General features: G+C 67.4%; 19 protein-coding genes. 7 read left to right on the forward strand and 12 right to left on the reverse strand.

Going from position 1 to position 24,755, the window contains the following annotated elements:
* Positions 1 to 77: 77 nt before the first annotated feature.
* From PX653_RS19835 to PX653_RS19850, 4 genes are all read right to left on the reverse strand, one after another.
* Positions 78 to 2,003 carry a S9 family peptidase gene (locus PX653_RS19835; protein WP_277414457.1) on the reverse strand — a complete coding sequence of 642 codons (1,926 nt, stop codon included), beginning with the start codon at positions 2,001 to 2,003 and terminating at the stop codon, positions 78 to 80.
* 1 nt (position 2,004) lies between these two features.
* The gene (locus tag PX653_RS19840; RefSeq protein WP_277414458.1) at positions 2,005 to 3,480 is read right to left on the reverse strand and encodes an APC family permease; all 1,476 of its coding nucleotides are present in this window, start codon (positions 3,478 to 3,480) and stop codon (positions 2,005 to 2,007) included.
* Between the two features lie 179 nt (positions 3,481 to 3,659).
* Complete coding sequence (locus PX653_RS19845; protein WP_277414459.1) at positions 3,660 to 4,319, reverse strand: HAD-IA family hydrolase; 660 nt, start codon at positions 4,317 to 4,319, stop codon at positions 3,660 to 3,662.
* Between the two features lie 4 nt (positions 4,320 to 4,323).
* Positions 4,324 to 5,436 carry an NADH:flavin oxidoreductase/NADH oxidase gene (locus tag PX653_RS19850; RefSeq protein ID WP_277414460.1) on the reverse strand — a complete coding sequence of 371 codons (1,113 nt, stop codon included), beginning with the start codon at positions 5,434 to 5,436 and terminating at the stop codon, positions 4,324 to 4,326.
* A gap of 184 nt (positions 5,437 to 5,620) precedes the next feature.
* Here PX653_RS19850 and PX653_RS19855 point away from each other — a divergent pair, with 184 nt between their 5' ends.
* Positions 5,621 to 5,920 carry a hypothetical protein gene (locus PX653_RS19855; protein ID WP_277414461.1) on the forward strand — a complete coding sequence of 100 codons (300 nt, stop codon included), beginning with the start codon at positions 5,621 to 5,623 and terminating at the stop codon, positions 5,918 to 5,920.
* Between the two features lie 248 nt (positions 5,921 to 6,168).
* Here PX653_RS19855 and PX653_RS19860 read toward each other — a convergent pair whose 3' ends face one another.
* The 8 genes from PX653_RS19860 to PX653_RS19895 all read right to left on the reverse strand — a co-directional run bounded on the left by PX653_RS19860 (position 6,169) and on the right by PX653_RS19895 (position 19,429).
* The gene (locus PX653_RS19860) at positions 6,169 to 7,164 is read right to left on the reverse strand and encodes a succinylglutamate desuccinylase (RefSeq protein WP_277414462.1); all 996 of its coding nucleotides are present in this window, start codon (positions 7,162 to 7,164) and stop codon (positions 6,169 to 6,171) included.
* A gap of 1 nt (position 7,165) precedes the next feature.
* Positions 7,166 to 11,899 carry an NAD-glutamate dehydrogenase domain-containing protein gene (locus tag PX653_RS19865; RefSeq protein ID WP_277414463.1) on the reverse strand — a complete coding sequence of 1,578 codons (4,734 nt, stop codon included), beginning with the start codon at positions 11,897 to 11,899 and terminating at the stop codon, positions 7,166 to 7,168.
* A gap of 139 nt (positions 11,900 to 12,038) precedes the next feature.
* Entirely contained in the window at positions 12,039 to 13,376 is a 1,338-nt protein-coding gene (gene astB, locus PX653_RS19870; protein WP_277414464.1) for an N-succinylarginine dihydrolase, read from the reverse strand.
* Between the two features lie 9 nt (positions 13,377 to 13,385).
* Positions 13,386 to 14,861 (reverse strand): succinylglutamate-semialdehyde dehydrogenase, encoded by a 1,476-nt coding sequence (gene astD, locus PX653_RS19875; protein WP_277414465.1) that lies wholly within the window; start codon positions 14,859 to 14,861, stop codon positions 13,386 to 13,388.
* Positions 14,854 to 15,903: an arginine N-succinyltransferase gene (gene astA / locus PX653_RS19880; RefSeq protein WP_277414466.1), complete on the reverse strand. Its 1,050-nt coding sequence runs from the start codon at positions 15,901 to 15,903 to the stop codon at positions 14,854 to 14,856. The genes astD and astA overlap by 8 nt, the downstream gene beginning before the upstream one ends.
* Before the next feature lie 20 nt (positions 15,904 to 15,923).
* Positions 15,924 to 16,955: an arginine N-succinyltransferase gene (locus tag PX653_RS19885; protein ID WP_277414467.1), complete on the reverse strand. Its 1,032-nt coding sequence runs from the start codon at positions 16,953 to 16,955 to the stop codon at positions 15,924 to 15,926.
* Between the two features lie 113 nt (positions 16,956 to 17,068).
* Positions 17,069 to 18,313: an acetylornithine/succinylornithine family transaminase gene (gene astC, locus PX653_RS19890; RefSeq protein ID WP_277414468.1), complete on the reverse strand. Its 1,245-nt coding sequence runs from the start codon at positions 18,311 to 18,313 to the stop codon at positions 17,069 to 17,071.
* A gap of 174 nt (positions 18,314 to 18,487) precedes the next feature.
* Entirely contained in the window at positions 18,488 to 19,429 is a 942-nt protein-coding gene (locus PX653_RS19895) for a GlxA family transcriptional regulator (protein WP_277414469.1), read from the reverse strand.
* Between the two features lie 139 nt (positions 19,430 to 19,568).
* On the opposite strand from PX653_RS19895, the gene PX653_RS19900 reads away from it, so the two are divergent.
* The 6 genes from PX653_RS19900 (at position 19,569) to PX653_RS19925 (ending at position 24,510) form a co-directional block, all read left to right on the forward strand.
* Positions 19,569 to 20,027, forward strand: coding sequence for a MarR family winged helix-turn-helix transcriptional regulator (locus tag PX653_RS19900; RefSeq protein ID WP_277414470.1), 459 nt, complete (start codon positions 19,569 to 19,571; stop codon positions 20,025 to 20,027).
* 7 nt (positions 20,028 to 20,034) lie between these two features.
* A complete protein-coding gene (locus PX653_RS19905; protein WP_277418615.1) occupies positions 20,035 to 20,316 on the forward strand; it encodes a hypothetical protein in 282 nt (93 codons plus the stop codon).
* Between the two features lie 99 nt (positions 20,317 to 20,415).
* Entirely contained in the window at positions 20,416 to 21,252 is an 837-nt protein-coding gene (locus PX653_RS19910) for an HDOD domain-containing protein (RefSeq protein ID WP_277414471.1), read from the forward strand.
* Positions 21,253 to 21,395: 143 nt separating this feature from the next.
* The gene (locus tag PX653_RS19915; protein ID WP_277414472.1) at positions 21,396 to 22,325 is read left to right on the forward strand and encodes an alpha/beta hydrolase; all 930 of its coding nucleotides are present in this window, start codon (positions 21,396 to 21,398) and stop codon (positions 22,323 to 22,325) included.
* Positions 22,326 to 22,387: 62 nt separating this feature from the next.
* Positions 22,388 to 23,059 carry a heavy metal response regulator transcription factor gene (locus tag PX653_RS19920; protein WP_277414473.1) on the forward strand — a complete coding sequence of 224 codons (672 nt, stop codon included), beginning with the start codon at positions 22,388 to 22,390 and terminating at the stop codon, positions 23,057 to 23,059.
* On the forward strand, positions 23,059 to 24,510 hold the full coding sequence (locus PX653_RS19925) for a heavy metal sensor histidine kinase (RefSeq protein WP_277414474.1): 1,452 nt from the start codon (positions 23,059 to 23,061) through the stop codon (positions 24,508 to 24,510). Before PX653_RS19920 ends, PX653_RS19925 begins: the two co-directional genes overlap by 1 nt.
* The last annotated feature ends 245 nt before the right edge of the window (positions 24,511 to 24,755 follow it).

Genomic DNA, 24,755 nt, shown 5'->3' on the forward strand with positions numbered 1-24,755 from the left:
CGTTGTGGGTCGGATCGTAGCGGCTCACCGCAACCTGGCTGCGGTGCCCTCCACGTGAACCTGGTCTCTACTGCAGGCTACAGATAGCGATTGAACCACTCCAGCGTACGCCGCCGCAGGTCCTGCTGGTGCGCCGGCTTGCGGATGCCGTGGCCTTCGTCCTCGTAGATCACCAGCGCCGTCGGCACGTTCAGCGCCTTGAGCGCGTGCCAGAACTCCATGGACTGCGCCGCCGGGGTTTCGACGTCGCGCTCGCCCACGTAGACCAGCGTGGGTGTCTTGGCCACCTTGATCGAATCGATCGGCGACAGCTGCCGGTAGATCGCGGGATCGTCATACATCGTCGCACCGAAGAACGGCACCATCCACTGGTCGATGCCGTTCTGGCCGTAGTAGCTGATCCAGTTGGCGATGCCGGCGCCGGCAACGGCCGCCTTGAAGCGCTGGCTGTGCGTCACGCCCCACATCGTCATGAAGCCACCGTACGAATGCCCCATCAGGCCCAGGCGGGTGATGTCGACCGGGGCCACCTGCGCCGCCGCGTCCACGCCGGCAAGGATGTCGCGCAGGTCGCCACCGCCGAAATCGCGCCGGTTCGCGCGCGTAAAGTCCTGGCCCTGCCCGAAACTGCCGCGCGGGTTCGGCATGAACACGAAATAGCCTGCGCCGACCAGCTCGCGCACCAGCGGATTGCCCGTGTCCGCCGGGCCGATATAGCGCGGCGTGACAGCCGAGGCAGGGCCGCCGTGCACCTGCACGATCATCGGATATCTCTTTCCGGCGGCGGGCTGCAGCGGGCCGACCAGCCAGCCCTGCACGTTGAAGCCTTCGTTGCGCCAGCTGACGTTCTGCACGCTGACCTGGGCCGGCAGCGTGTCGTTGTCGCGCGTGACCGGCTCCAGCTGCGGCAGGCGACCCGCGACGATGCGCGGCGCGTGCGTGAAGTCCTCGACCACGGCAGCGGCGCTGACGCCATCGGCACTGAACGACAGCCGGCCATCGGCACCGCTGGCCGTAACGGGCGCGGACCACAATGCCGTCGTCGCCCCGCTGGCCGCATCGACGGCCAGCGCCGTCAGCCGGTCGCCCATCAGCGCCGTGCCGACGATACCGCTTGGCTTCCAGGCCAGGCCGTTGAACGAGCCCTTGAAGCCGGGCGTGAGGTTCTTCGGTTCGCCACCGGCCAGCGGCACCGTATACACGTCGCCGCCGACCGCGCCGAAGTCGCTCATCAGGCCGCCGATGTACGCCACCGTGCGGCCATCCGGCGACACGCGCGGCATGTTCAGTTGCGTCGACGGCGTGGCGATCACGCGCAAGGCGCCCGATGCGGCATCGACGTAAGCCAGCTTGGCGGCCCACCAGTTGTTGTCGCCATTGCCCTTGGCACCGGTGGCAACGAAGCCCTGGCCATCCGGGGTCCAGTCGTACTCGTAGATGAACGTGTCCTCTGGCGAGAGCAGCTTCAATGCGCCGCCCGCGGCAGGCACGGTGCCGATGCGCTGTGCGTCGTCGCGCGAACCGATCTCGCCGACCAGGCGCGCGCCGGCTGCCGTGGCGCCCGTCTCCTTGCTGGCGCCGACAGTGGCCAGCAGCGCCACCTGCTTGCCATCCGGCGACCAGCGCGCCGAGTTGGCGACGCCCTTGACGGTGGCCAACGCGCGCGTCCTGCCGTTGGCGGCGACGTAGACGGCGGCGCTGCCCTGTTCGCTGGCGATGAACGCGACGCTGCGCCCGTCCGGCGACCAGCTGGGGCGGTCGTATGCGCAGTGGCGGCACGGGTCGTACTCGTGCAGGATCTTGCCGCTGCGGGCATCGCGCACGACGACGAGCGCGTGCGCCTTGCGGCCGGCGGCGCCGCGATCGGCGCTCTCGATGGCGACGAGGCGTGCGCCATCGGCGGCCAGCGCGACGGCCCTGTACTCGCGTACGGCCTGCGCATGGCTGCCGGCAAGGACGGCGGTGACGGCCAGGGCCGTGCGGGCGAGGGTCTTGAGCTGCATGTCAGGCCTTGTTCAGGCGGGAGTTGCGCATGCCGTAGGCGAAATAGGTCAGGACCGACGCGGCCATCCAGATCGTGAAGATCACGCGCGTCGTGTGCGACAGGTCCTTCATGATGTACAGGCAGGCCAGGACCGACAGGCCGGGAATCAGGTAGGGGCCGAACGGCACGCGGAAGCCGCCTTTCTTGTACGTGCCCGCCCTGCGCTCCTTGCGGCGCATCACGGGCACGGCGATGGAGACGACGATGAAGGCCGTCAGCGTGCCCATGCTGACCATGTCCCACAGGAAGGTCGCGTCGACGAAGCCAGCCACCAGGCCCACGACCAGGCAGACGATGACGGTATTGCTGACCGGCGAAGCAGTGCGCTCGTTCACCTTGTGGAAGACCTTGGAGATCAGGCCATCGCGCGAGATCGCGTACAGGATCCGGGTCTGGCCATAGATCGTCACCAGCGTCACCGAGAACACGGAGATCACCGCGCCGGCGGACAGCACCAGCGCCGGCCACGCCTTGCCGGTGACGTTTTGCAGGATGACGGACAGGCCCGCTTCCTGGTGCTCGAACATGTGCGCCGGCTGCGCGCCGACGGCGGCGACCGCCACCAGCAGGTAGAACACGGTAACGATGACCAGCGCGGTCAGGATGCCGAGCGGGACGTTGCGTTTCGGGTTGCGCACTTCCTCCCCTGCCGTGGCGACGGTGTCGAGCCCGATGAAGGAGAAGAACACGGTACCGGCGGCCGCGGTCACGCCCGTCATGCCGGCCAGCCCCGCCGCGCTTTCGGGCTTGAAGAACGGCTTGAAGTTATCGATGTCGAAGCCCTGCAGTGCGATCACGACGAAGAACACCAGGATGGCCAGCTTGATCAGCACCATGACGGCGTTCATCGTGGCCGACTCCTTGGTGCCGCGCATGAGCAGGAAGCAGCACAGGCACACCAGCAGGATCGGCGGCAGGTTCATGTGACCCACATTGAAGACCACGCCTTGCTGCGTCGAGACGATCATCGGCGTGCGCAGCGCCTGCGGGATTTGCCAGCCGAACGCGTTGGTCAGGAAGTTGTTCAGGTAGTCGGACCAGCCGATGGCGGTGGCGCTGGCGGCCAGGCCGTATTCGAGCAGCAGACAGGCGGCCATGATGAAAGCCAGGAACTCGCCCACCGTCGCATAGGCGAACGAGTAGGAGGAACCCGAAGCGGGAATGCGGAACGACAGCTCCGCATAGCACAGTGCCGTCAGGCCGGCCGTCATGGCGGCCATCAGGAACGACAGGATCACCGCCGGACCTGCTTTCGGTACCGCTTCGACCATCGTGAAGAAGATGCCGGTGCCGATCGTGGCGCCCACGCCGATCATCGTCAGGGCGAACAGGCCGATCGAGCGGTGCAAGCCGCCCGGCTGCGCGGGGTGATCGTCTTCGGCGGCGGGATCGACAGGCTTGGTACGCGTCAGTTTCTGGACCAGCGTTTGGCTCACAGGCATTCCTTCTCGGGTGGTTCGGCTGCCGCGGCGCTCATGGCACCGCCGCCTTATCGCAAATTCGATAAAAAAAACCTGACGATTATAGGGCCTGTTGGCGCTCCTTCCCTACGGTTGTTTGTATGGAAAAGACAAGTGGTGAGGAAAATATGACAACCGCCGGTACCCCTGCGCTGTCAGTCCGCCAGGGCCGCGGCCAGCGCCGCGACGCTACCGAACATCAGCCGGGGCGCTTGCGCTTGCAGCACGCGTGGATGGGCATAGCCCCAGCCGACCGCGCCGAAGTCGAACCCCTCGGCGTGCGCCGCTGCGATGTCGCGTACCTCGTCGCCCACGCAGAGCACGCGCCGGTCCGCCACGCCGCTCTTCTGTGCGACGCGGCGCAGCCGGCGCCGCTTGCCGAACAGCGCGGCGCCGCATTCGAAGTGGGCAAACAGGTGCGCGTCGTCCCCCAACACGGCGCGCACGTTGGCCTCGGAATTGGAGGACACGATCGCCAGGCGCACGCCGCGCGCCGCCAGCGCGTGCAGCACGCCGCGCATGCCGTCGAACAGCGCGATGCGGCCGATGTTCTGCGCCATCAGCGCGCGAAACTGCAGCACCACCGGCACCAGCTTCCAGCGCGGCAGGCCGAGGTGGCGCATCAGCTGCGGCAGGTCGCAGCCGCGCAGCATGTCGATCTTGTCGTGCTCGAGGCGACGAAAGCCGTGGGTGCACGCCAGCGTGTCGAATACCTCGAGGAAGAACGGGAAGCTGTCGGCCAGCGTACCGTCGAAGTCGAAGATCCACAGGTCGTAGCCCAAGGCGGGCCGCGGCGGCGGGCGGAGGTCGTTCATGGCTTCAGCGCTGGCCCAGGCGGGTGTCGCCAAACAGCGTTTTCAGGTGATGGGGCTGCGAGCGCCAGTACTGCGGTGGCGCATCCACCTGCGCCCCCAGCTTCGCGGCCGCATGCCATGGCCAGCGCGGGTCGTACAGGATGCCGCGGGCCAGCGCCACCATGTCGGCCTGGCCCTGCAGGATGATCGACTCGGCGTGTTCCGGCTCGGTGATCAGGCCGACGCCGATGGTGGGCAGGCCTGTCGCCGCCCTGATCCGCTCCGCGAACTGGATCTGGTAGCCCGGACCGACAGGGATTTTCTGCAGCGGCGAGATGCCCCCGCTGGAGACGTGGATGAAGTCCGTGCCGCGCGCTTTCAACGCATCGGCGAAGGCGATGCTCTGCTCGACGTCCCAGCCGCCTTCGACCCAGTCGCTGGCCGAGATGCGCACGCCCACGGCCAGTTCGCGCGGCACGGCGGCGCGCACGGCGTCGAATACCTCGAGCGGGAAGCGCAACCGGTTTTCGAGCGCGCCGCCATAGCGGTCTTCGCGCCGGTTCGACAGCGGCGACAGGAACTGGTGCAGCAGGTAGCCGTGCGCCGCATGCAGCTCGATGCCTTCGATGCCCAGCGCGTGCACGCGCCGGGCGGCGGCGACGAAATCGTCCTTCACCTTTTGCAGGCCCGCTTCGTCCAGCGCCAGCGGCACCGTCTCGCCGTCCGCATGCGGCACAGCCGATGGCGCGACGGTCTGCCAGCCCAGCGCGCCTGGCGCAATATTGGCGCCGCCTTCCCATGGCACTTGCGACGAAGCCTTGCGCCCCGCATGCGCCAGCTGCACGGCCAGGCGGACCGGCGAGTGCTTGCGGATCGCGGCGATCACGGGCGCCAGCGCGGCCTGGTGGCCGTCCGACCACAGCCCCAGGTCGGCCGGCGTGATGCGGGCCTCGGGCGATACGGCCGTGGCTTCCAGGATCAGCAGGGCTGCACCGGACAGGGCCAGGTGCCCCAGATGCATCATGTGCCACTCGGTGGCGAGGCCCTCGACGGCCGAGTACTGGCACATCGGCGCGATGGCGATGCGGTTCTTCAGTTGCAGGGGCCCCAACGCATAGGGCGAGAATAGCTGACTCATACGTTCCTCCTCGTTTGCCAGCGATGAGTGTAGCGAGATTTCCACAAGCTCACCTGTCCCGTTCTCCTCGTTATCCCGGGCGTCGTTACAAGTGCTTACCTTTGATACAGCCAAACGGTAGCTTGCAAATAATCAATTCGCTAATCTTTCGTAAACCCAACAGCAATCGTCACCAGGAGGAACCATGACGCTCTATCAGAAGATACCGACCGCCTCCGCCCGCATTCATCCGCTGATGGCAGGCGCGGCCATTGCCGTCATCCTGTTCAGCGCGGTCGCGACCGCCGCGATCGTCGGCTGGCTGCCAGAGGCCCGCAGCACCGCGCCCATCGTGCCGGCCGACAGCGATGCCGACGTGACGGCAACCGGGTACAGCACAGTTTCGTCGCCCGTCCCGCCCACGGCCGCGCGGGCGTCGTCTGCCAACGCCACGCCTGCCACCGCCGAAGCCGCCCCGCGCCGCCCGCGCCTGCAGCCGGCCTGACACGTCGCCAGCGCCAACGACAAAGCCGCCCAAGGGCGGCTTTTTTGCATCGCTTACCGCCGAGGCCGTGTCCACCGCGGGGTCACACCCCGACAAAGACACGGACCGATCAGTAGCCATTGCCGAGATCGTGTCCATGTCGGGGTGTGACCCCATGGTGGACACGGGCTCAGCCGTGGTGATTGATGAGCTCCTGTCCCATTCTGGTCACTGACCCCGTGGTGGGACACGGGCCGGGCTGTAGATGCTTAGTTGGCGCGGGTGATCATCAGGCCGGCGCGCAGGCCCACGCGCACGTCCGGGTTCGGGAACACGACCAGTTCTTCGTCGTGCTGCACCGTGTAGACGGTCTCGCCGTCGCGGGCGATCTCGTCGCCGCGCTTGAGCGCCGTGAAGTTCTGCGTGTCCTTGCCGAACGCCATCGTGAACGCGTCCGACAGCTTGATGATGTTGCGGGCGACCTTGTACACGTGCGGCAGCTCGGGCGCTGCCGGTGCGGGGCCGCCGCGCAGCATCCGGTCCAGCGCGTGCGACGCGGCGGCGAACTGGGACAGGTCGTTCTGGCCCAGCGTGCCGATGCGGCCCAGTTCGACCGTCGTGCCGGCCGCGCCGTGGTGCTCGGCGCTGTAGTAGCTGTACGTGCCGACCGATTCCGGATTCATGATGATGGCGCCGATACCCGCCTCGCCCAGCCACGACACGAGGTCGCGCTTGGCCCCGTCCTCGATCAGGTCCGGCACGATCGCGAAGGTGGGGTAGACGGACGGCCGGATCGCCGTGTGCAGGTCGAGGTGCCACCGTTGCGGCCCGGCTTCGGCGAAGAACGCCACCGTGGCGGCGATCATCTCGTCCGCTCGCGCCGCCTCGGCGGTGCCGGCCAGCGTGCCCCGTTCGACGCGGAACATGCGGTTCAGGTCCGCGTCGATAAAGCGCTTGCCGGCCCGGATCGCACCGATATTGCCGACGCAGACCATCAGGTCCACCGCCAGCGCGGCCGGCTCGCGCGCCAGCGCATCGAGCAGGTAGGCCGTCAGCTCGATCGGTCCCGTTTCGTCGCCATGCACCCCCACCGAGACCAGCACGGCCGGGCGCACCTCGCCCGGCCGGCGGATTGCCAGGATGCCGTCGGCCGGTTGCGAGACCGCGAAACCGGCCGCCGTGAAACTGCCGGCGACGGCGGAAAAATCCGCCTCCGCCAGCGCCCGCACCGCGGGCGGCAATGCGTCATCGACCAATGCCGTCACCTCACGCCGCCTTGGCCTGCGGGCCGATGGCGGCTTCGGACAACGTCCACACGTCCAGCATCGCCTGTTCCAGGTCGCTCGGCGCCGTGAACGCCGGCACCGCCAGCGAGCTCACCACCGACTCGACGGCCTGCTCGCTGCCGCCTTGCGCCAGCACCTGCGCCAGCAGGCGTTGCTGCGTACGGCCCAGTGCCTGCTGGGCGTAGCTGCGCAACTGCTCCTGCGAGCGGCTGGCGGCCGGCAGTTTCAGGCCGCGCTCCAGCGTATCGATGCCGGCGCGGCTGCGCAGGGCCATGCCGACGTGGATGAAGCCGGGCAGGTCCATGCCCGCGGGACGCTGTACCGACAGCGCCGCGAACAGGAACGCCGCCACGTTCTCGATGGCGTCGACGGTCTTCCACGCCTGCACGAACTCGGCGCGCAGGGCTGTCTGGCCTTCCGCTTCCGACTTCGCGTCGGCCGGCATCAGCTTGGCCAGCATCGCCGGCTCGGCGAACACGCGTTTCAGTTCCGCCATGCCGTCCGCATTGCGCAGCTGGGCCTTCGGCACGGACAGCACGCCTTCCATCGCGGCGCGCAGCATGCCACGGGTGCGCGCATCGACCTTCATCGAGACGTCGCGCGGGACGTTCAGCGCGTCCGCATCCAGCGTGTCGAATACCGGCGCCAGGTTCAGCGCGGACCATGCCTGGCCCCATGCCAGGATCACGTCCGTTTCCGGCACGCCGTGATCGGCCGCCAGGCGGCGGATCGCCAGGGGACCGCAGCGGTTGACGACCTCGTTGGCCAGCACGGTCGCCAGGATGGCGTTGGCCAGCGGGTGCGCCAGCGCGGAGCGCGTGGCCACCAGCAGGTCGGGGAAGTACGGCTTCAGCACGGTCTCGGCCCAGCTTTCCTCCGTCAGCGGCAGCACCGACAACGTGCGCTTGTAGCGGTTCTTGACGTTGGCGATGACGACGGCCAGTTCCGGCGTCGTCAGGCCGCGGTTGTCCACCTTGCGGCGCGCCAGCTCGGCCACCGTCGGCAACTGTTCCAGCTCGCGCGACAGCGCGCCCTCCTCCTCCAGGCTGGCGATCAGCGCTGCATAGCCATCCTGCACCCAGCCTTCCGATTGGGCCTGCTGCTCGCGCACCAGGAGGCGCGTCTGCTGCGTGTTGTCGCGCAGGACGAGGCGCTCGATGTCGCTCGTCATGTCGTTCAGCACGCGGTTGCGTTCCTCTTCGGTCAGCTGGCCGGCATTGACCTCGACGTCCAGCCAGATCTTCGCGTTCACTTCGTGGTCGGAGCAATCCACGCCGGCCGAATTGTCGATCGCATCGGTGAAGATGCGCCCGCCCGCCAGCGCGAACTCGATGCGGCCCGCCTGGGTCGCGCCCAGGTTCCCGCCTTCGGCGACGACCTTGCAACGCAACTCACTGCCGTTGACGCGGATATGGTCGTTGGCGCGGTCCTTGACTTGCGCATGGGTTTCGCTGGACGCCTTGATGTAGGTGCCGATACCGCCGTTGTAGAACAGGTCCACCGGCGCCAGCAGGATGCGGTGCATCAGTTCCTCCGGGCTCAGCGACGTCTCGGCGATGTCCAGTGCCGCGCGTACTTCCGGCGACAGCTCGATGGTACGGGCCGTGCGCGGGAACACGCCGCCGCCCTGCGAGATCAGCGCTTTGTCATAGTCTTCCCACGACGAGCGTGGCAGGGCGAACATGCGCTGGCGCTCGGCGAACGACGTTGCCGTATCCGGGTTCGGGTCCAGGAAGATGTGGCGGTGATCGAACGCGGCCAGCAGCTTGATCTGCTTGGACAGCAGCACGCCGTTGCCGAACACGTCGCCGGACATGTCGCCCACGCCGACCACGGTGAACGGCGTCGTGTTCATGTCGTGGCCCATCTCGTAGAAGTGGCGCTTGACGGCTTCGAACGCGCCCTTGGCGGTGATGCCCAGCTTCTTGTGGTCGTAGCCGTTCGAGCCGCCCGAGGCGAACGCATCGCCCAGCCAGAAGCCGCGTTTCACCGCGATGCTGTTGGCGATGTCGGAGAACGTCGCCGTGCCCTTGTCGGCGGCGACCACCAGGTATGGATCGTCGTTGTCGTAGCGGACCGTGTCGGCCGGCGGCACGATCTTGCCCAGCACGCGGTTGTCCGTCACTTCCAGCAGGCTGGCGATGAACAGGCGGTAGACGGCTTCGCCTTCGGCCGCGATCACTTCACGCGGCGCACCGGCCGGCATCTGCTTGCAGACAAAACCGCCCTTGGCACCGGCCGGCACGATGACGGCGTTCTTGACCATCTGCGCCTTCACCAGGCCCAGCACCTCGGTGCGGTAGTCTTCCATGCGGTCGGACCAGCGCAGGCCGCCGCGGGCGACCGGGCCGCCGCGCAGGTGCACGCCCTCGAAGCGGCGCGAGAACACGTAGATCTCGCGGTACGGGCGCGGTTCCGGCACCAGCGCCAGGTTGCTGGTGTCGAACTTGAAGATGATCTTGTCGCCGTTGTCCGTCTGCTGGAAATAGCTGGTGCGCACGGTCGCCTGCATCAGGTCGATCAGCGCGGCCAGGATCACTTCCGTATCGGCGTGGTTGACGGCGGCCAGGCGGCCCTTCAGGCCCGTCAGGGCGTCGCGCGCCGATTCGTGCTGCGTGTCGTCCAGGGCCGGATTGAAGCGCTGCTCGAACGCGTCGACGATCTGCTTGACCATGGCCGGCTGGCGGCGCAGGCTCTCGGCGATGTAGCGCACCGAGAACTGCGTGCCGGTCTGGCGCCAGTAGCTCATGTAGGCGCGCACCAGCTGGATCTGGCGCTTGTTCAGGCCACCCTCGACCACCAGGCCGTTCAGGCGGCCGTCTTCCACCTCGTCGTTGAACAGGGCCGTGAACAGGTCCTCGGCGACGTGGGCCACGCCGTCCTTCGCCAGCTTCTCGGCGCTGGCCGCATCGACCGTCAGGCTCGTCACGTAGTGGCGCTTGCCGTCGGCCGTGCGGATCGAGTGCGAACGTTCGCGGTCGATCAGCACGGCGGCGTTGTGCAGTGCCGGCATGATCGACGACAGCGTCGGCACCTTGTCGACCGAATAGATACGGATCGTCGTCATGGGGTCGGCTTCGGAAGCCAGCTCCAGGCGCACGCTGACGCGGCCATCGTGGCCCTGGTAGCCGTTGCGCAGGATCGACTCGATATCGTGGAAGGCGACGGCCGGCGACGTGGCGGCCACGTAGTCGACCGGCAGCGTGGAGCACAGGCGGCGCATGTCGTTGCGCAGCGGCTCGTCCGGGACGGCGTCGGCCAGTTCGGAGAAGCTGTTGTGCCAGCCGTCCAGGATCGACAGCAGCGGGCGCTGGATGTCGCTTTCCAGGTCGAGCGGGTTGCGGGCGGCATGCGCGATCAGGTACAGGCGGGCCAGCGGACCGTCGGCCACCAGCGTCTGCGAGCTGACGTGGCTGGCGCCGGACGATTCCTGCAGCGCGCGCGACAGCGCGTTCGCCACGCTGGCGCTGTAGCGCTCGCGCGGCAGGTAGACCAGCACGTTCAGGTGGCGCGCATACACGTCGCGCCGCGCAAAGACTTTGGTGCGCGGCTGCTTGTACAGCGAGACGACGGAGCCGCACACTTCGGCCAGCCATTGCGGGTCCGCTTCCAGCGCTTCCGTGCGCGGCAGGGATTCCAGGATCTCGATGAATTTCTCGGCGCGGAAGCCTTCCTGGCGCAGGTTGGCGATCTTCAGCACTTGCGCGATGCGGCCGCGCGCGAACGGCAGGCGGGCCAGCGGCGTCAGCATGGCGGCGCGGGTAAACAGGCCGATGAAGCAGTGCTCGCCCAGCAGGTTGCCGTTGGCATCCGTGGCACGCACGCCGATGAAGTCCAGCTGCTGGTCGCGGTGCAGGGTGCCGCCCACGTCGGCCTTGACGATCGACAGCGTATGGGCGCGTTTCGACAGCGTCTCCGGATCGCCCGGGATATTGGCCAGGCAGGTGCCGTATACGGGGTGCGCGGTATCGCGCAGCACGCCGATACGGCTCGGGATGTCGCGTTCCAGTTCCTTCGCGCCCGGCTTGTTCTGATAGTAGGCGTAGCCGTGCACCTCGAAGCCTTCGTCGCGCGCCCATTGCAGGAAGGCGGCGGCTTCGGCGCCCTCTTCGCCTTGCGTGCCGGCGGCGGTGGCGACGGCGGTGAAGCGGTCCTTCATCGCGGCCAGGTCGCGCTTCACGACGGCGGCATCGCGCGCCACCATTTCGATGCTGTCCACCAGCTGCTGCAGCTGCGCGCCGTCCAGGTCTTCGGCCAGCAGGCACAGGACGTACGACTCCAGCTTGGCGCCGGTCTCGCCGACGGCCGTGACGATACCATTGGCATCGCGCGTGACGGGCAGCACGGCGTTCAGCACGCCATTGGCCAAGACCTTCTGCTTGCGCAGGGCCATGACGATCGAATCGACCAGGTACGGCATGTCGTCGTTCAGGATCAGCAGCGCGGTGGCCATGCCGCCGCGGCCGTCGGCATAACGCAGCGTGGCAACCTGCGCGCCGGGCGCGGTACGGCGCGCCGCCTGCGAGAAGCCTGCCACCAGCACCGGCGCGAGACTGTCGGGGGACGTATCCGCCAGGTCTTCATCGTCCAGGGACTTGAGCCAGGCGGCGATCAGCGCGCGCGCCTGGCCGTCTTCCTGGCTACCTTCGGCCGGCTTGCCGGCATTGACGAGATCCAGCGTCTCTTTGCGCAGGTCTTGGGGCATTTTGGTCATCGTGCTTCTCCAGATAGTTGTTGTGTCGCGCGGCCGGGGCTTGTGGCGGGCCGCTTGCGATCATGCCGATATGGCCGATGGGGCCGAGGATCGCTCAGCCCCATCTTGGGTCACTTGAAAGGATTGCAAACTAAATCAACTACAGATCATACAGGCCCGGCATGCCGAGGATGCGCGCCAGTTCCTCCAGTGCGGTGTGCACCTCGACGGCCAGCGCGGGGTCGGCCAGGTCCTGCGGTTCCAGCTTGTCGCGGTAGTGCTTCTCGACCCACGCAACCAGCGTGTGGTACAGCGCTTCCGTCATGACCACGCCCTGGTGCATCGCGCTCGCTTCGGCGTCCGTCAGCGCCACGCGCAGGCGCAGGCACGCCGGGCCGCCGCCGTTGCGCATGCTCTGGCGCAGGTCGAAGTGAACCAGTTCGTCGACCGGACCGCCGCTGGCGACCAGGCCTTCGAGATAACGGGACACGGCCGCGTTTTCCTGGCATTCCTGCGGAATCACCAGCGCCATCTTGCCGCCGTCCTTGGACAGCAGCTGGCTGTTGAACAGGTAGCTGTGCACGGCGTCCTGCACCGACACCATGTCCGTATCGACGCGGATGGCGGTCAGTTCCGCATCCACGCCGGCCATGGCCTGGCGCAGCTGGAACAGGGCGCCCTGCTCGTCCGCGAAGGCCTGCTCGTGGTAGAACAGCACGTTGGCATTGCCCACGGCGATGACGTCGTTGTGGAACACGCCCTGGTCGATCACGTCCGGATTCTGCTGGACGTAGACGGTGCGCGCCTCGGCCAGGCCATGCTTGCGAGCGACCGCCTGCGAGGCCTCCAGCGTCTGGCGGGCCGGGTAGCGCTTTGGCGCCGGCGCGGCCGGGTCGAACTCCACGCGGCCGTAGACGAACATCTCGACCGCATCGAGCCCGTGCTGCGCGCACAGGCGCGTGTGGTTGGCCGCGCCTTCGTCGCCGAAAGCGGGCGTGGATGGCAGCGCGTCGTGCACGGCAAAGTGGCGCTCGTCGGCGAAGATCGCTTGCAGGGCGCGGGTCGTCTGCACGTATTCCAGCGCGCGGTGCAGCTTGTTGTTCAGGTTTGCGGGTGTGAAGTGCACGCGTCCGTCCGCCGTGTCGCGCGACGGGCTGACGGTGGCCGCATTGGCCGTCCACATGGGCGAGGCGGAATACGCGCACGCCAGGATGACGGGCGACTCCTTGTAGGCACGCGCCAGCACGTCCGCATCGCTGCCCGTAAAGCCCAGGCTGCGCAGCAGGCGGAAGTTGGGGCGGTCCTGCGGCGGCAGCACGGCTTGCGCAAATCCGCGCGCGGCCAGGGCGCGCATCTTGGCCAGGCCCTGCAACGCGGCCTGCTTCGGGTTCGACGCGCTCTTGACGTTGTTGAACGAGGCGACATTGCCGAACGAGAGGCCGGCGTAGTTGTGCGACGGCCCGACCAGGCCGTCGAAGTTGAATTCACGTGCGCTCATGGCGGTCAATCAAAAAGTCAGGCCGGGCGACAGCTTGGCCGGCATTTCAAGGGCGCTGTTCTCGATCGACGCGACCGGATAGGCGCAGTAGTCCGCGGCGTAGTACGCGCTCGGGCGGTGGTTGCCGGACTTGCCGACGCCGCCGAACGGCGCCGAGCTGGCCGCGCCCGTGGTCGGGCGATTCCAGTTGACGATGCCGGCGCGGGCGCGCAACTGGAACTTCTGCCACAGCGATGCGTCGTTCGACAGCAGGCCGGCAGCCAGGCCGAACTCCGTGTTGTTGGCGATGCGCAGGGCTTGGTCGAAATCATTGGTGCGGTAAACCTGCAGCAGGGGGCCGAACCACTCTTCGTCCGGGATGCCTTGCACATCGGTCACGTCGACGATGCCGGCCGAGACGAGACCCGTGCCCGGCTGCAGCTGCTTCATTTCCAGCAGCAGCTTGCCGCCCTTGGCGACCAGGTCCTGCTGCGCCTGCACCAGCCGCTCGGCCACGGCGGCGGACACCACGGGGCCCATGAACGGCTGCGGTTCCGCATGCGATTCGCCCACCTGGATCGTCGCTGCGACCTGCACCAGGCGCTGTACGAAGGCGTCGCCCTGTGCGCCCTGCTGCACCACCAGGCGGCGCGCGCAGGTGCAGCGCTGGCCGGCCGAGATGAAGGCGGACTGGATGGCCATGAAGACGGCGGCATCGATGTCCTGCACGTCCCACACGACCAGCGGGTTGTTGCCGCCCATTTCCAGTGCCAGCAGCTTGCCGGGCTGGCCGCCGAACTGGCGATGCAGCGCGGCGCCGGTCTGGCTGCTGCCGGTAAACAGCACGCCGTCGATGTCCTGGTTCTGGCCCAGCGCGACGCCGGTCTCGCGACCGCCGTTGACGAGGTTGATCACGCCGGCCGGCACCCCGGCCTGCTCCCACAGCTGGACGGTCTTGATGGCGGTGCGCGGCGCGTACTCGCTGGGCTTGAAGACGACGGTGTTCCCGGCGATCAGCGCCGGCACGATATGGCCGTTCGGCAGGTGGCCCGGGAAGTTATAGGGACCGAACACGCCGAACACGCCGTGCGGACGGTGGCGCAGCACGGCTTCGCCGTCCGGCACCTTGTTGTGCACTTCGCCCGTGCGCGTGCCGTACGACTGGATCGAGATGTCGACCTTGTTGGCCATCGTCGTCACTTCGGTGCGGGCTTCCCACATCGGCTTGCCCACTTCCTCGGCGATCAGCGCGGCCAGCTGCTCGTTGTTTTCCTTCAGCAGGTCGCGGAATTTCGTCACGATGGCGATGCGTTCCTCCAGCGGGCGCAGGGCCCAGGCCTCGAAGGCATCGCGTGCGGCGCGGCAGGCTTCGGCCACGTCGGCCGTCGTCGCCTCGCGGCTGGCCCACGTCTGCTTGCCCGTGGCGGGATTGACGGTCACCAGCTCCACGCCGCTGCCGGCTTTCCACTGGCCGCCGATGAAATTGCTCAGTGCTTGTTCAGACATTGTTCTTCCTCACGTTAAGTGGCAGCGTGCGCACGGTATCGCCCATATGGCAGCGCAGCAGTTGTAGGTCTTGCGTCGACAGGTCGATCTCGCCGTTGACGGGCGTGGCCTGCGTGACGATCATGCGGAAATCCTTCAGCACGGTGTTCGACACCAGGGTCGGCTCCGGATGGGCCGGCGCGCAGGCGTGCGCCATGTCGGTATCGGGCGCCACGGTCGCCAGTTCGCTGTCGCGCATCGCGCGCAGTTCCGACACGCGCGCCTGCAGCACGGGACCGGCGTCGAAGATGTCGACATACCCTTCGTAGTGCAGGCCTTCCTGCTCCAGCAGGCGGCGCGCCGGCGCGGTCGACTTGTGCACCTGGCCCACCACTTCCTGGGCTTCCTTCGGCAGGTAGTCGATGTACAGCGGCTGGCGCGGCATCAGTTCGGCGATGAACGATTTCTTGCCCAGCGCCGTCAGGTCGTCCACGTGGTGGAAATCCATCTTGAAGAAGTGCCGGCCCAGGCCTTCGTAGAACGGCGAGCTGCCGTCGTCGGCCTGGTAGCCGCGCATCTCGGCGATGATCTTCTGGGTGAACAGGTGCGGGAACTGGGCGATGAACAGGAAGCGGCTTTTCGACAGCAGCTTGCCGTTGTGGCCCTGCCGGTAGTCCGGATGCAGGAACAGCGAGCACAGTTCCGAGGAGCCGGTCAGGTCGTTCGACAGGTACAGCGTGTCCATCTTGGTGAACACGTTCAGCTCGCGGCTCGAATGCACCAGCGTGCCGATGCGGTAGTTGTAGAACGGCTCCGTCAGGCCGACCGCGCCCTTGATGGCGCACACGCCGGCAATGCGGCCGTTGCTCGTGTCTTCCATCACGAACATGTAGTCGCGCTGTTCCGGGGGGATCGTCTCGGCAAACGAGGCGCAGGCGGTGGCCAGGCGGTCGCCCAGCATCTTCATGTCCGGTTTCAGCGTGGTCATGCCGGTACCGACCTGCGTGGCCATGCTGTACAGGGCGTCGAGGTCGTTCTCGTTGATGGCGCGTACGACTAGCATAGGGGTTCTCGGTTCAGTTGTTAAACGCGCACGCAGGTCACGCTGTCGCCTTCGGCGACGCGCAGGATGTCCTGCAGTTCCGGGCTCAGGGCCACGGCTTCGCAGCCTTCGAGCTCCGGGCAGGCGATCGTCACCGCACGGAACGCGGGGCCGGCGTTGTTGGCGATCGCGTAGTTGACCAGCGGGCCTTCCGGCACCTGGCCGTCGCCGGTGCGCACGCGCAGCGTCTGCGAACTGGTGAACGTGCGCAGCGCGTGCTTGTGTGCCTGCAGGATCGGGCCACCGTCGAAGATGTCGATATATTCGTCGGCTTCGAAGCCCTCGGCCGTCAGCAGGTTGAACGCCAGTTCGCCGGACGGGTGGATCTGGCCCATCGCCGCCTGGGCATCGCCCGGCAGCAGCGGCACGTAGACGGGGTAATGCGGCATCAGCTCGACGATCAGCGTGCGGTTGCGGGCGCCGCCGATGACGCGCTCGGCGTCCAGGAAGTCCATCTTGAAGAACTTGCGGCCCAGCGCGTCCCAGAACGGCGAGCCGCCCTTCTCGTCGGTGACGCCGGCCAGCGGCACGAAGAAGCGGTCGCCGAAGCGCTGCGGTTGCTGCACCGCGAACAGCAGGCGCGATCGCGACAGCAGCGCCGCCTCGGGACGCTCCTGCAGCGCCTCGTCGACGTAGAACGACGACAGCTGCGAATACGCCGTCAGCTCCGAGCACAACGTCAGCGCGTGCACGTTGTGGCAGATGTTCAGGTCGCGCGAGACCTGCTGGATGACGTCGTTGCGGAACGAAAAATAGGTGCCGTTCGAACCGGCGGAGGCGAAGATGGCGGCGGTGCCGACGATCTTGCGCTCGGCCAGCGCTTCCAGCACGAACAGGTAGGACTCCTCGCTGGGGATGTCCACCTGCGCGGCAAACGAGGCGATCGAGCGTTCGACGGCCTGCTCGATCTTGTCGCGCGTCTTGGGCAATGTATGCACCCCTGGCATGGTCACCGCGGCCAGCGCTTCGAGGGCTGCAATATCCCCGGCTTCTACCGGACGGACGACGTACATAGTGACTCCTCAATGGAAGAAGGCGAATACCGTCGCGACGCCGCCATGTGGCAGCGCCGCGGTACGGGGCCGCGCCGAGGCGCGGCAGTGCGCAGGCGCCTGGGCGCCCGCGCTTATTTTGCGGCCAGCAGCGTGTCCAGGCCTTTGCGCAGCAGGGCCACGGCGGTGTCGATCTGCGCGTCGGTGACGATCAGCGCGGGCGCCATGCGCAGCACGTCGGGACCGGCGATCAGGACCATCAGGCCCTGTGCCTCGGCGGCACGCTGGATGTCCTTCGAACGGCCTTTGAACTCTTCCGACACGACCATGCCCAGCAGCAGGCCGGCGCCGCGCACGGCGGTAAAGACCTGCGGGTAGTCGCGCATGACTTCTTCCAGCTTCTCGATCAGGTACAGGCTCGCTTCCTTGACGCGGGCCAGGAAGGCCGGCTGGTTGATCGTCTCCAGCACCGTCAGCGCCACCGTCGCGGCCAGCGGGTTGCCGCCGTACGTGGTGCCGTGGGTGCCGACGGACAGCGTCTGCGCCAGCGCCTCGGTCGTCAGCATCGCGCCGATCGGGTAGCCGTTGCCCAGCGCTTTCGCCGAGGTCAGGATGTCCGGCGTGACGCCGTAGCCCATGTAGGCGAACAGCGAGCCGGTACGGCCCATGCCACACTGGACTTCGTCGAAGATCAGCAGCGCGCCGGTCTTGTCGCACAGCGCACGCAGCTCCTGCAGGAATTCCGGATTGCCCGGCATGACGCCGCCTTCGCCCTGCACCGGCTCGACGACCACCGCGCAGACGTCGTCACCGATGGCGGCGCGGGCCGCTTCGATGTCGTTGTAGGGGATGTGGTCGATCGCCGGCGGCAGCGGCTCGAAGCCTTCCGTGTACTTCGACTGGCCGCCGACGGAGACCGTGAACAGCGTACGGCCGTGGAACGAGTTGTAGCACGAGATGATGCGCGATTTCTGCGGGCCGAACTTGGTGTGGGCATGCTTGCGGGCCAGCTTGAAGGCGGCCTCGTTGGCTTCCGCGCCGGAGTTGCAGAAGAACGCGCGGTCGGCGAACGTCGCCTCCGTCAGCGCCAGCGCCAGGCGCAGCACGGGCTCGTTGGTGTAGCCATTGCCCAGGTGCCAGAGCGTATTGGCCTGGCGGGTCAGCGCCTCGACGACGACGGGATTGCAGTGGCCCAGCGCCGCGACGGCGATACCGGACGTGAAGTCCAGGTACTGCTTGCCGTTCTGGTCCCACAGGTCCAGGCCTGCTGCACGCACTGGTACCATCGCTGCGGGTGCGTAGGTCGGCACGAGCACTTCGTCAAAAGTCTGCCGGGTGACAGGGCGGGTGGTAACAGCGGTATCAAGCTTGGCGTTCATGGCAATCCCCATCGAGTTAAGAGGTACGGCCGCAGCAGAGCCGCTGCGGGTGTACTGCATTGTAAAAGCGGGGATGCTAAAACTCTTTTGAATCTGCGACAAGGTTTTTCAGAATCGGCGTAAAAACGGTGACAGTCACCCATTTCCGCCGGAAATGGGTGACTGTCACCGTTCTTACGCTGCGGCGAGCTTGCGCTGGCGCTCTTCGCGCGGGGTGTTGCCGAACAGCGTGCCGAAGGCGGTGGAGAAGTGGGAACCGCTGGAGAAGCCGCACATCAGGCCTACTTGCACGATGGAATGATTGGTTTCCAGCAGCAACTGACGGGCGCGTTGCAGGCGCAGTTCCAGGTAATAGCGCGACGGCAGGCTGCCCAGGTATTGCTTGAACAGGCGCTCGAGCTGGCGGCGCGACAGGCCGACAAGGTTGGCGATGTCGTCCGTCGACAGGGGCTCCTCGATGTTCGCCTCCATCAAGGTGACGGCTTCCGACAACTTCGGCTGCAGCGCGCCGAAGCGGGCTTGCAGGGCCACGCGCTGGCGCTCGTCCGCATTGCGCACCCGTTCGATGCACAGCGTTTCCTTGACGGACGCCTGCACGCCGGAGCCGAACAGGGCGTCGATCAAGGTCAATGCGAAATCCACGCTGGCGGCGCCACCGCAGCAGCTCAGGTGGCGGCCATCGAGTTCGAACAGGTGCGGCGTCAGGATGGCGCGCTCGGTGATGTCTTCCGTGTCGCCGTACAGCGCCCACGGCAGCGCGATGCGGATGCCGCCCATGACGCCGGCATCGGCCAGCCACAGCACGGCGGCGCCGACGCCGCCCCAATACGTGGCGCCCCGGCAGCGCTCGATGGCGGCGCGCAGCAGCGCCTCGGCCGGGCGCGGCAGGTGCTCGTCGGCGACCAGCAGCGCGACGTGCCAGCCGTCGTCGACGTCCTGCACGGCCTGCTCGATGGTGCGCACGTCGAGCTTGAAGTCTCGCCCCAGCAGGCGCTGGGCCACCCGCAGCGGCTGGACCAGGCCGGCCCAGGACAGGCAGTCCCCCTGTCCGGCATTGACCAGCAGCATGCGCAGCGGCGCCTGGCGCGGCAGGCGGTTCAGGTCAGCGAACGCCATCGCTGGGACAAGGACGAACGGACATCGGGACACACATCGGGCAATCGGCAGACATCGGTAATCAGGCAGCGTTGCAACCCCCTATGATAACCGGGTTTCCAGCCCGGGTATTCCGATGGCCCGGCGCTATAATCGCGGCATGGGGGAACGCTATCTGAAAAGTATCCGGCTGCTGGCCGAGTGCATGCAAGGCTTCGAGCGGCTGTCGGGCCAGCATGCGCGCGCCTGCGGCCTGACGCATGCCCAGTTCGACATCATCGCCACGCTGGGCAACACGCCCGGCATGTCGTACAAGGAACTGGGCGAACGCACGCTGATCACGAAAGGCACCATGACCGGCGTCATCGAGCGGCTGGAACAGAAAGGCCTCGTGGAACGCACCCGCAGCAGCGACGACAAGCGCTCCTGGTTCCTGCGCCTGACCGATGCCGGCGCGCGCCTGTTCGACGACGTGTTCCCGCGCGTCGTCGCCGGCGGCGGCGCAGTCTTCGCCCACTACGACGAGGCCGATTTCGACCGGCTCGAACGCACGCTGGCGGGCCTGAAGGCCGACATCGATGCCGCCCCCAACCCGACACCATCAACCCATCACGGATAATACAATGCTGAAAACCACCCTGATCGACGGCGTCACGCCGGCCAAGTTCGACAAACAGATCACCGGCAACCTGCTGCTGGAAACGACGACGACCGACGAAGTGCGCAAGGAAAAGCTGCTGATCGGCGTGCGCAACGAAGATGGCGAAATCTACCGCCTGATCGGCGCCACGAAACACAACAGCTTTACCAATGCCGTCGAGGAACTGGAAGACCTGGAACTGATCGACGAACTGAGCGACGTCGAAGGCACGCAGGAAGGCTGCGACGCCATCTTCCGCCAGGAATAAGCGCCGGGGTCGGCGCCAAACAAGCGCCGACGGGGCTTCCGTGCAACGCTCACCGTTAAAAATGATTCCACGTGGCAATATTGTGGGTATAATTTTTCGATGGACAGACTGGACGCCTTCAATACCATCGCAGCTCAGGCGAGCCGCGGCGAGCTCGCATTTCCCGCCAACGTGGACGCTTCCATCAAGCTCCAACGAGCGCTGATGGACCCCGACTGCCACGCGGACGTGGCGACGCGCCTGATCCAGGCGGACCCTTTGCTGGCCGCGCGCACCGTCGCCATCGCCAATTCGGTCGCCTACAACCGCTCCGGCACCGAAATCTCCAGCGTGCGCTCGGCCGTACAGCGCCTGGGCGTGCGCACCTTGCAGTCGCTGGTAGCCGCCGTGCTGGTGCGCCAGATCGGCAGCCGCGTGGCCGATCCGGTGCTGCAGGACTACATCACCCGCCTGTGGGAACACACGGCGCACACGGCGGCACTGGCCCAGGTCATCGCCCGCCGCGTGACCCACGTCGATCCCGATACGGCGCTGTTTGCGGGCATCGTGCACGAGGTGGGCGCGTTTTATCTGCTGTCGCGCGCGCAGGACTTCCCCGGCATCATGGATGGCGAACCGGCCGAATGGATCGACCATGGCGAAGTCGAGATCGGCCGCGGCGTGCTGGCCAAGCTGATGGTGCCGGAGCCGGTGATGGACGCCGTGGCGGCCATGTGGGGCGGCATGCGCGCGCTGCCGCCGGAGAACCTGGGCGACACCTTGCTGCTGGCCGACGACCTGGCGCCCGTCCCCTCCCCCATGCATACCCGCCCCGGCGCCACCACGGCACAGGCGGCCCGCACCATCGACTTCGCCATCGGCGACGGCACCTTCGACGCGATCCTGCGTGAATCGGCCGACGAGGTGGCGTCGCTGTACGCCGTGCTGATACTGTAGCCACCGCGCATTCACAGCCCAGCCCGTATCCCACCCCGGGGTCAGGCACCGCGGTGGGACACGGGCTCGTCGTTAAGGCACGACGGTGCGATGGCGGGCATCGCGGCAGATCGGCGATAATTGGCTTTTTTGCACGCCCGACGATGAACCGATCCGACTTTCCCCTGCGCCGCCTGGCGGCCGCCGCATTGCTGGCCGGTGCCGCCGCGTTGGCGTGTGCCCAGGGCGGCACGATCGCGCTGGAAGGCGCGCCCTACGTTCTCGAGGGCACCGAGGTGCGCAGCGTCCGCGCCCAGAACCTGCAGCGCGACTACCAGATCTACGTGAGCCTGCCGCCCTCGTATGCGAAATCGGGCCGCAGCTATCCGGTGGTCTTCGTCACCGATGCGCCGTACGCCTTTCCGGTGACGCGCGCGATCGGCTACCGTGCCGGCCGCGGCGGCAAGGCCATCGAGGAATTCATCCTGGTCGGCCTGTCGTACGCGCGCGGCGACAGCGCCGAGTACAGCCGCCGGCGCGACTATACGCCGACACCGTCCGGCGACACGTCGCTGGTCGCGGACATGCCGGGGCGCGAACCGAAGTTCGGCGAGGCCGCCAGCTACCGCCGCTTCATCGCCGACGAGGTATTCCCGTTCGTGGCGAAGCACTACCGCGCCGACATGGGCCGCAAGACCTTCATCGGCCATTCCTATGGCTCGCTGCTGGGCCTGGACATGCTGCTGAACGAGCCGGAGATGTTCGACAACTATGTGCTGGGCAGCCCGTCGCTGTGGTTCAACAAGCGCGTCATGTTCGAGCGCGAGAAGGCCTATGCGGCCGGCCACAAGGACCTGCGCGCCAACGTGTTGTTCGCCGTCGGCAGCTACGAGGCGGTGCGCCACGGGCCCCGCTTCAACAAGGACGAGGACATGGTGCGCGACGTGCGCAATTTCACGGCGGCCCTGAAGTCGCGCAATTATCCGAACCTCAACGTGACGAGCATCGTCGTGCCGGACGAGGACCACCTGACCATTGCCCCTGTCGTCATCACGCGCGGGCTGCGCTGGGCGCTGCCCGGCAGCGAGCGCTGACATGACAAAATCGTCATCCACGGGCTACTAAAGCACGGCCACAATACGGCCGGGAGGACAGCATGCGCATACTGGTCGTGGAAGACGAGCCGAAAACCGGCAACCACCTGCTGCAGGGTTTGCAGGAAGCCGGCTTCGACGCCGCGCTGGCCCGCACCGGGCCGGAAGGCCTGCGCCTGGCACTGGGCGAGGCGTTCGACCTGGTCGTGCTGGACGTGATGCTGCCGGCCATGGACGGCTGGTCGGTATTGCGCGCCCTGCGCGAGAGCAAGGACACGCCGGTGCTGTTCCTGACCGCGCGCGACGACGTGCCCGACCGCGTGCGCGGACTGGAGCTGGGCGCCGACGACTACCTCGTCAAGCCCTTTGCCTTTGCCGAGCTGCTCGCCCGCATCCGCACCCTGCTGCGGCGCGGCCCCGTGCGCGAAGAGGCCGTCATCCGCATCGCCGATGCCGAGATCGACGTGCTGCGCCACAAGGTCGCACGCGGCGGCCAGCGCATCGACCTGACGCCCAAGGAATTCGCGCTGCTGCACCTGCTGGCACGGCGCCGTGGCGAAGTGCTGTCGCGGCGCCAGATCGCCGCCCAGGTGTGGGACATGAACTTCGACTCCGACACCAACGTCGTCGACGTGGCCATCCGCCGCCTGCGGGCGAAGCTCGACGATCCGTGGCCCGTCAAGCTGGTGCACACGGTGCGCGGCATCGGCTACACGGTGGACGACAAAGCCTGATGCGCCGCCTCGCCAGCCTGTCCATCGCGCTGCGCCTGGCGCTGCTGTTTTCCGCCATCGCGGCCGCGGTGTTCCTGGCCGTGGGGGCTTACCTGTACCAGGCGCTGTCGCAGCAGATGTCGGAACGGGACGACACCGCCCTCCTGGACAAGGTCGTGCTGATCCGCCACCTGCTGGCCAGCCAACCCATGCCGCTGGCGATGCCGGACGAACTGCGCATGGTCCTCGACAACGTGTTCGGCCAGGATGGCATGGCACTGCGCCTGACCGATGCGGCCGGCCGCACAGTCGTCGTAACCTCGACACGGGAAGACGCGGTGCCCGCCTGGCCCGCCGTGCCGCTGGCGCGGGCCCCGGCCCGGGCCGACATCCGCGACTGGCAACTTGCAGCGGGACCAGGGCGCGCCATCGTCGCACTGGCCAGCGCCGGCACGGCGCAGGTGCCAGTGCGCATCACCATCGTGCGCCAGCGCTCGCACCGCCTGGCGATCCTGCGGCGCTACACGTCGGACCTGGCAGCCGGCCTGGCCGTGGGTACGCTGGTGGCAACCGGGCTCGCGTTTGCCGTCGTCCGGCGCGGCATGCGCCCGCTGCACGACGTGATCGGCAAGGCCAACGAGATCAGCACGCAGCGCCTGGCCAGCCGGCTGTCGGTCGAGGACGTGCCGGCCGAACTGCGCGAGCTGGGGGTGGCCTTCAATGCCATGCTGGACCGGCTGGAGGAAGGCGTGCAGCGCCTGTCCGGCTTTGCCGCCGACCTGGCGCACGACCTGCGCACGCCGCTCAACACGCTGATGATGCAGACGCAGGTGGCGCTGTCGCGGCCGCGCGGCAGCGCCGACTACGAGGCGCTGCTGGCATCGAACCTGGAGGAATACGAACGGCTGGCGCGCATGATCGAGAACACGCTGTTCCTCGCGCGCGCCGATCACGCCCAGCTGGCGCTGCACCGCGTGGCGCTGGACGCGGCGCAGGAGCTGGCGCACATCGCCGAATACTTCGACATGCTGGCCGAGGAAGGCGGCATCGCGCTGCGGGTCGATGCCGCCGGCGCCGTCCATGCCGATCCGATCCTGCTGCGGCGGGCCGTCAACAACCTGGTGGCCAACGCCGTGCGCCACACCCCGCGCGGCGGCAGCGTGGTGCTGTGGGCACGCCAGGAGGCCGGAGGCAGTCGCATCGAAGTGCGCAACACGGGCGGCGCCATCGCGCCGCAGCACCTGGCGCAACTGTTCGATCGCTACTACAGGGCCGATCCGGCGCGGGGCGATGCCAGCGGCGCCGCCGGGCTGGGCCTTGCCATAGTGCGGGCGATCATGCAGCTGCACGGCGGCGCTGCGACGGCGGCCAGCGCCAATGGCAGCACCGTGTTCACGCTACGTTTTCCGCCGCCGCCGGCGGCACCGACGCAAAACCCAGCGCCTGCAGGCGGCGCAAGCGGTAATGATTGAACAGGCCATCCGGGCCGTCGTCCGTTCGTGGCCCTGGCGCGGGTGCCACGTCGTTCGCGGCCGGCGCCGGCATATGAGTTATCAATTCGTCCATCGTCATCCCCTGGCATACAAAACGCGCGGACAAAAAAAATGCCCGCTCGAGAGCGGGCCAAGTCCAAAACTAGGGATGTCCTGAAAGAGACGAGTCCATAGTAAGGCCTGGCCCTGCCGCGTTCTGTGCGCCATTTCACATAAAAGTCATA

The sequence above is a fragment of the Pseudoduganella chitinolytica genome, assembly GCF_029028125.1.
GTDB classification, from domain to species: Bacteria; Pseudomonadota; Gammaproteobacteria; order Burkholderiales; family Burkholderiaceae_D; genus Rugamonas; species Rugamonas chitinolytica.